Below are 7,483 nucleotides of genomic sequence, written 5' to 3' on the forward strand. Positions count from 1 at the left end.
TGATACGCAAGGGCTATGAACCAGATGCCCACCAAAGCCGAGATCCTTCAATGGATCACCGATAACCCCACGCTTGGCGCCAAGCGCGAGATCGCCAAGGCGTTCGGGATAAAGGGCGCCGCGCGGATCGATCTCAAGCGTATCCTCAAGGAGCTTGAGGCCGAGGGTCATCTGGAGAAGCGCAAGAAAACCTATCGCGACCCCGACCGCCTGCCGCCGGTCAGCGTGCTGCAGGTCATGGGCACCACACCCGACGGCGACCAGCTGGCCAAGCCGCTCGAATGGCATGGCGAGGGGGCCGAGCCGGTGGTACTGCTGATCCCGCGCGCCTCCGATCCGGCGCTTGGCGAAGGCGAGCGTATCCTGGCCAAGCTGCAGGCCGTGCGCGGCGAAGCGCATCATTACGAGGCGCGGCTGATCCGGCGGATCGGGCACAACCCGCTCAAGGTGCTGGGCATCTATCGCAAAGGCACCGAAGGGGGCCGCATCCTGCCCATCGACAAGGGGCAGGGCAAGGAATGGCAGGTCGACGCCGCACACACGGGCGGCGCGCAGGATGGCGAGTTGGTGGAGGGCGAGCAGGCGGGGCCGAAAGGCCGCATGGGCCTGCCGCGGGCGCGCATCACCTCGCGTCTGGGCGATCCGTCGGCGCCGCGCGCCGTGTCGCTGATCGCCATTCATCAGCATGGCATCCCCGATGATTTCCCCGATGACGTCATCGCTGAGGCCGACGCGCAGAAGCCCGCCGGCCTCAAGGGCCGCGAGGATCTGCGCCATCTGCCGCTGGTCACCATAGACCCCTCTGACGCGCGCGATCATGACGACGCCTGCTATGCCCATGCCGATGACGCGCCGGACAATGCGGGCGGTCATGTCATCTGGGTCGCCATCGCCGATGTGGCGCATTACGTGACGCCCGGCTCTGCGCTCGATACCGAGGCGCGCAAGCGCGGCAATTCCAGTTACTTTCCTGACCGCGTCGTGCCGATGCTACCGGATCGCCTTTCGGGCGATCTCTGCTCGCTGCACAAGGGCGTCCCGCGCGCTTGTATCGCCGTGCGGATGCGTATCGACGAATTCGGGCACAAGCTGGATCAGAGCTTCCACCGGGGCATCATGCGCTCGGGCGCGTCACTGACCTACCCCGAGGTGCAGGCGGCAATGGACGGCCAGCCCTCCGAGCGCTGCGCCGAGATGATGGATGAGGTGATCCGGCCCCTTTACGCCGCCTATAACGCCCTGAAACACGCGCGCGGCACGCGCCAGCCCCTGGATCTGGACCTGCCCGAGCGCAAGGTGGTGCTGAGCGAGGAAGGCAAGGTCATCAGCGTCAACTTCACCGAGCGGCTGGATGCGCACAAGCTGATCGAGGAATTCATGGTGCTGGCCAATGTCGCGGCTGCCGAGACACTGAATGCCAAGAAATCCCCGCTGCTCTTCCGTGTCCATGAAGAACCTGCCGAGGACAAGCTGGACGCGCTGCGCGAGGTCGCCGAGGCGGCGGGGCTGGTACTGGCCAAGGGGCAGGTGCTGCGCACCTCGCATCTGAACGCGCTTCTGCATGGCGCGGCAGGCACCGATCATGCCGAGCAGATCAACATGAGCACCCTGCGCGCCATGACGCAGGCCTATTACGCGCCGGTCAATTTCGGCCATTTCGGGCTGGCGCTGAAGTCCTACGCGCATTTCACGTCGCCCATTCGGCGCTATGCCGACCTCGTCGTGCACCGGGCGCTGATCTCGGCCCATGGCTGGGGCAACGACGGGCTGACTCCGGCGGATGAGGAGCAGCTTGACGGCACGGCCAAACATATCTCGGACACCGAGCGGCGCAGCATGATGGCCGAGCGGGATACGAATGACCGCTACCTCGCGGCGTTCCTGTCAGAGCGCGTGGGCGAGGAATTTACGGGCCGCATCAGCGGTGTGGCCAAGTTTGGCGCCTTTGTGCGGCTGGACGAGACGGGGGCCGATGGTCTGATCCCGGTGCGCAATATCGGGCACGAGTATTTCCATTTCGACCCCGATACGGCGACGCTGATGGGGTCGGACTCGGGCCGCATCGTCACGCTGGGCCAGCGCGTCACGGTCAAGCTGGCCGAGGCGGCGCCGGTCACCGGCGGCATCGCGCTGGAACTGGTCAGCATCGAAGGCAAGGAAATGCCGCAAGGTAGCGGGCGTGGCCGCAGCCGGGGCAAACCGCCAAAGCGCAAGCTGGGCGCGGCGAAAAAGAAGGCGGCCAAGACGGGGCGCAAAGTCGAGCGCAAGCGGCGCGGCTAGGCGTTACGCCGGGCCGGTCACACGGTTCACATGGCCCATTTTGCGGCCCGGCTTAACCTCGGCCTTGCCATAGAGATGCAGCGCGCAGCTGCCATCGCGGGCAAGATCGGGCACGCGGTCCATATCGTCGCCGATCAGGTTCTCCATCACCACATTGGAATGCCGCTTGCCATCGCCCAGAGGCCATCCTGAGACAGCGCGGATATGCTGCTCGAACTGATCCACTGTGCAGCCATTCTGCGTCCAGTGGCCCGAATTGTGCACGCGCGGCGCGATCTCGTTCACGATCAGGCCTTCGGGCGTGACGAAGAGCTCGACCCCCATGACGCCCACGTAATCCAGCTTGTTCAGGATTTGGGCAGCCAGCAGAACGGCATCGCTGCGCTGCGACGGAGTTAGCTTGGCAGGGATGGTGGTGGTCCGCAGGATGCCACCCTCATGCACGTTCTGGCCGGGATCATAGGCCGACACATCGCCTGCCGCGTTGCGCGCGGCGATCACCGAGACCTCATGGCTGAAATCGACGAAGCCCTCGTAAATGCTGGGCGCGCCGTTCATGTCCAAGAGCGCGCCTTCGGCATCATTCGGCCCTTGCAGCCGTACCTGCCCCTTGCCGTCATAGCCGAAGCGGCGCGTCTTCAGGATCGCGGGCAGGCCGATCTCGGCCATTGCCTCGGTGATGTCGACGCCATCATCGATTGCGGCAAACGGCGCGGTCTTGAGACCCAGATCATTCAGGAACGCCTTCTCGACCAGCCGGTCCTGGCTGACGCGGAGCGCCTGACGGTCGGGATAGACGGGGCGCAGCTTCTCCAGAATATCCAGCGCGGAAGTCGGGATATTCTCGAATTCGAAGGTGATGACGTCGCAGGCATCCGCGAAGATGCGCAGCGCGCCCTCGTCCTCGTATGGCGCGGCGATATGGCGGTCGGCGACATGGGAGGCGGGGCAGTTTTCGCCCGGCTCGAAGATACAAGTCTTGAATCCCAGCCGCGAAGCCGCGACCGAGAGCATGCGGCCGAGCTGTCCGCCGCCAAGGATGCCGATGGTCGCGCCGGTTTTCAGGGGTTCAGTCATCGGAAGGCTCCTCGGGGATCGAGGCCGAAAGATCGGCGCGCCACGCATCCAGCCGCTCGGCCAGATCCGCGTCACCAGTGGCGAGGATCGCCGCGGCCATGAGGCCCGCATTGGCGGCGCCCGCCGCGCCGATGGCCATGGTGGCGACAGGATAGCCCTTGGGCATCTGCACGATCGAGTAAAGGCTGTCGACACCCGAGAGCGCGCGCGTCTGGACCGGCACGCCAATCACGGGCACGCGCGTTTTCGACGCCATCATGCCCGGCAGATGCGCCGCGCCGCCGGCGCCCGCGATGATTGCCTTGAGGCCACGCGATGCCGCCTCGGCGCCGTAGGACCAAAGCCGGTCGGGCGTGCGATGGGCCGAGACGATGCGCGTCTCGTAGGGGACGCCAAGCGCGTCCAGAATATCCGCCGCTTCCCTCATAGTGGGCCAGTCCGACTGGCTGCCCATGATGATCCCGACCTCGATTTTTGGCATCAAACGCCCCCTCATGAATCAGGCGCAAACCATAGGCGGGCCGGGCGGGGGCGTCCACCACCGCCGCGCGGCAAAACGCGCGATCAGGCGATGATATCGGGCAGCAGGCGGTCCTCGATATAGGCGATACGGTCCTTGAGACGCAATTTCTGCTGTTTCAGACGCTTGATCGTCAACGGATCGCGCATCGTGCGCTCTTCCAGCGCCTCGATCGCAATGTCCAGATCGCGGTGCTCGCGGCGAAATTGCTCAAGCTCGACGCGCAGCACGTCGTCGGATTTCATCGCAAGTTCGCTATAGGCATTCATGAGGGCGTGATTCCTGACCGTATGGGACCGCGCGAGTCTACGCCGAAAACCCCTGACCGCCTAGCCCTTGCACCGCTGCGGAGGAGCGCCCATATTCGAGGTCAGGGCGCCGCCGCCGATGTATGGGACGGCGCCGATCTGACCAGTCGCTTGACGCAAGGACGTGGCACATGACGAAACTGACGCTTGGGGCGCACCCCTATATGCTGGGGTTCGACCAGCTGGAAAGGCTGCTGGAGCGCAGCGCAAAATCCGGGAATGAGGGGTATCCGCCCTTCAATATCGAGCAGACCTCGGACAATTCCTACCGCATCACGCTGGCCGTTGCAGGCTTTGGCGAGGAGGATCTGTCTGTAACGGTCGAGGACCGCCAGTTGGTGATCCGGGGCCGGCAGGGCGCAGATATCGGCGAGCGGGTGTTTCTGCATCGCGGAATCGCGGCGCGGCAGTTCCAGCGCAGCTTCGTTCTGGCCGACGGGGTCGAAGTGGGTGCGGCGATCATGGAGAACGGACTTCTGCATATCGACTTGACCCGCGCCCAACCCGAGACAGTTGTTCAGACGATCAAGATCAACAAACGGGGCCAATAACAGCCGTCTGAAGGAGGCAATATCATGGATACCGAATTTGAATTCCCGCATGAGGCGGGCCACCGCATCGCCTATGTCCGCTCGGTCGCGGTCGAGGATCTGCCCGAGGATGTGCAGAGTCAGGTGGGCGATCTGACCACGCTTTATGCCGTGCATAGCGAAGAGGGCGAGCGCCTGGCGCTGGTCAGCGATCGCAAGATGGCTTTCGTGCTGGCGCGCCAGCATGACTTGGACCCGGTGACGGTGCACTAGGCGCTAGGCCCGGTGGCGGGCCGGGCATGAGTATTTTCGCCAAGATGAAATAAGGGGCGCGCATGGGCAGGTTGCCGGTGTGCGCCCCGTCGCGTATGGGATGGGCGATTTTCGAGGAGTCGCGACATGTCCCAGCCTGCGCCCAAGGTGGCGATTCTGCCCCATGACATGAAGCTGGGTGTGCGGCCGGGCCGCATCCCGCTGGACCGGCTGATTTGGCCGCTGGGCACGCCCGAGGGGATCAAAGGCCAGACGCTGGCCGACCTGGAGCCGCGCGACCATCTGATCGTGTTCCCCCGCAAATCGCTGCATTGGCGGCCCGGTTTCGGCATCCGCGCGCGCGTGTCGATCATGGTGCTGGAGCCGGAGGCCATCCATGGCGGACAGTTGCACTCACTGCGCCGCTCGCATGGACGGTTCTACAAGGTGCTGAGCAGCAATACCGCGCTGCTGGCCGCTATCCCGAACGGCGTTTTCTTTCCCTTCGGCAGCACCTGGGTGTCCGATTGGCGAAAGCTGGATTTGACAAAGACGCGAATGATGTCGCTGATTGCCTCGGACAAGCGCTCGCAGGAGGGGCATCGCCTGCGCCATTCCCTGGCGGCCTGGGCCAAGGCGCAGGGGATGGATCTGGATGTCATGGGACGGGGCTATACGCCCTTTGGTGCCAAATCTGATGGCCTCGCGCCCTATCGCTATTCCGTGGTGATCGAGAACGTGCGCGAGCCGAACTACTTTACCGAGAAGCTGGTAGACGCGGTCCTTTGCAGCACCGTGCCGATTTATTGGGGCTGCCCGAATATCGCGGAATTTTTTGATACCTCGGGCATGGTCATCTGCGAAAGCGAGGCTGAACTTCAGGCGGCGATGAAGGCAGCCTCGGTGGAGGATTACGAGGCGCGCGCGCCTGCCCTGGAAGCGGCGCGCAGCGTGGCGGCGGAATATGGCGATGTCTACGGACGTGCCGCGCGGGCGGTTCTGGGCAAGGCCGGCTGAGGGGCGGCCTGACCCCACCCGCCATGAGGGCGCGAACGGCCTTTGACTTGCACGCGATCAGGATCGGAAATCTTGGCGCCGATGCTGCGCTGTCTGTTTAGCCGATGCGTGCTGATTTGCGGCGCCGCCGTGTCAGAGCGGTCAGCCCTCCCAATGCGGTGATCAGCAGAAATCCAGCTGCCGGGACCGGAACGGCCGACACAGTGTCGGAGGACGGGACGGTGTAAGTCAGGTTTCCCTGACCCCAGGTCGCGCGGGTCCAGACATAGACCGTGTCCTTTGTCCCGCCGAAATCCAGGTTGATGGTCGTTCCGCGTTTCCCATAGGTGGAAAGATTCCAGGAACCGCCCTCATAGCCACATTCTAAGCATGCGGACCACGGTCCATCCTCATCCCGGCGCCCGTCTTCGCGGGTCGACCACTTCACGTAGCCGCCAAAGTTCGCGTAACCCGAAAGGCCATCGTCAAGCGCAAAGTCAAGCGAAGTGCCACTGACATTACTCAATTTCAGGCGAATTTCGTCTTGGCTTTGGAGGCTGACCGTCGCTGCGTTCGCAGGTCCGCAGAGAGCCAGGATGACGGTGCCAACGGCGAAGATTTTTTTCATTTTTTCCACTCGGAAACGAGATTTCATATGTGTCGCGCTCCCATAGTCGGTCGCGCTCCGGTTGTCCATTAGTCTTTATGGGGTGGGATCGGATATTGGGTGTTGCAGATTGTCGCGGCTTTTGGGGGACCGGGCCATTACGCCCGATGCCAAGCCTGTGCCGGATATTCCGCTGATCGTGAAAGTGCCGCACCGGGTGGTGCGGCCCTTTTTCAGTTCAGCCCGCGATCAATCCCATCTGTTCGAGTTTGAGGACGACCTGGTGGGCGCAGTTGTCGACATCGACATTTTCGGTCTCGACGCTGAGTTCGGGATCCTGAGGCACGTCATAGGGGTCGGAGATGCCGGTGAACTCCTTGATCTTGCCCTCGCGCGCCAGCTTGTAGAGGCCCTTGCGGTCGCGGCGCTCGCATTCCTCGAGGCTCGTGGCGACATGCACCTCGACGAAGGCGCCGAAGGCCTCGACATCCTCGCGCACGGCGCGGCGGGTGGCGCTATAGGGCGCGATCGGCGCACAGATGGCGATGCCGCCATTCTTGGTGATCTCGGAGGCGACATAGCCGATGCGGCGGATGTTGAGATCGCGGTGCTCCTTGGAGAAGCCCAGCTCGGAGGAAAGGTTCTTCCGCACGATATCGCCATCCAGCAGCGTCACCGGGCGCCCGCCCATCTCCATCAGCTTGACCATCAGCGCGTTGGCGATGGTGGATTTGCCCGAACCGGAAAAGCCGGTGAAGAACACGGTAAAGCCCTGCTGCGCGCGCGGCGGACGGGTGCGGCGCAGCTCATTGACCACTTCGGGGAAGGAGAACCACTCGGGGATCTCCAGCCCCTCCTGCAGGCGGCGGCGCAGCTCGGTGCCCGAGATGTTGAGGATCGTCACGTCGTCCTT

Annotated in this window: 9 protein-coding genes; 4 read left to right on the forward strand and 5 right to left on the reverse strand. The window is 63.8% G+C overall.

Annotation, left to right across the window (positions count from 1 at the left end; genetic code table 11):
• The first annotated feature begins 15 nt into the window (after positions 1-15).
• Positions 16-2,280 carry a ribonuclease R gene (rnr, locus tag ACEWPL_RS12770; protein ID WP_393928959.1) on the forward strand — a complete coding sequence of 755 codons (2,265 nt, stop codon included), beginning with the start codon at positions 16-18 and terminating at the stop codon, positions 2,278-2,280.
• A gap of 3 nt (positions 2,281-2,283) precedes the next feature.
• Here rnr and ACEWPL_RS12775 read toward each other — a convergent pair whose 3' ends face one another.
• From ACEWPL_RS12775 to ACEWPL_RS12785, 3 genes are all read right to left on the reverse strand, one after another.
• Entirely contained in the window at positions 2,284-3,357 is a 1,074-nt protein-coding gene (locus tag ACEWPL_RS12775; protein ID WP_393928961.1) for a 5-(carboxyamino)imidazole ribonucleotide synthase, read from the reverse strand.
• Positions 3,350-3,838 carry a 5-(carboxyamino)imidazole ribonucleotide mutase gene (gene purE, locus ACEWPL_RS12780; protein WP_393928963.1) on the reverse strand — a complete coding sequence of 163 codons (489 nt, stop codon included), beginning with the start codon at positions 3,836-3,838 and terminating at the stop codon, positions 3,350-3,352. Before purE ends, ACEWPL_RS12775 begins: the two co-directional genes overlap by 8 nt.
• A gap of 83 nt (positions 3,839-3,921) precedes the next feature.
• On the reverse strand, positions 3,922-4,146 hold the full coding sequence (locus ACEWPL_RS12785) for a YdcH family protein (protein ID WP_393928965.1): 225 nt from the start codon (positions 4,144-4,146) through the stop codon (positions 3,922-3,924).
• A 170-nt stretch (positions 4,147-4,316) separates the two neighbouring features.
• Between ACEWPL_RS12785 and ACEWPL_RS12790 the strand changes: the two genes are divergently transcribed.
• The 3 genes from ACEWPL_RS12790 (at position 4,317) to ACEWPL_RS12800 (ending at position 5,984) form a co-directional block, all read left to right on the forward strand.
• The gene (locus ACEWPL_RS12790; protein WP_393928967.1) at positions 4,317-4,736 is read left to right on the forward strand and encodes an Hsp20 family protein; all 420 of its coding nucleotides are present in this window, start codon (positions 4,317-4,319) and stop codon (positions 4,734-4,736) included.
• A gap of 24 nt (positions 4,737-4,760) precedes the next feature.
• Entirely contained in the window at positions 4,761-4,988 is a 228-nt protein-coding gene (locus ACEWPL_RS12795) for a DUF1150 family protein (protein ID WP_336424934.1), read from the forward strand.
• A 126-nt stretch (positions 4,989-5,114) separates the two neighbouring features.
• Positions 5,115-5,984 carry a glycosyltransferase family 10 fucosyltransferase gene (locus tag ACEWPL_RS12800; protein ID WP_393928969.1) on the forward strand — a complete coding sequence of 290 codons (870 nt, stop codon included), beginning with the start codon at positions 5,115-5,117 and terminating at the stop codon, positions 5,982-5,984.
• Between the two features lie 97 nt (positions 5,985-6,081).
• Here ACEWPL_RS12800 and ACEWPL_RS12805 read toward each other — a convergent pair whose 3' ends face one another.
• Positions 6,082-6,618 carry a VPLPA-CTERM sorting domain-containing protein gene (locus ACEWPL_RS12805; RefSeq protein ID WP_393928971.1) on the reverse strand — a complete coding sequence of 179 codons (537 nt, stop codon included), beginning with the start codon at positions 6,616-6,618 and terminating at the stop codon, positions 6,082-6,084.
• 190 nt (positions 6,619-6,808) lie between these two features.
• Positions 6,809-7,483 (reverse strand): adenylyl-sulfate kinase (gene cysC, locus ACEWPL_RS12810; RefSeq protein ID WP_420744351.1); only part of this gene is annotated, 675 nt, incomplete at its 5' end.

The sequence above is a fragment of the Roseovarius roseus genome (genome assembly GCF_043355935.2).
GTDB lineage: Bacteria > Pseudomonadota > Alphaproteobacteria > Rhodobacterales > Rhodobacteraceae > Roseovarius > Roseovarius roseus.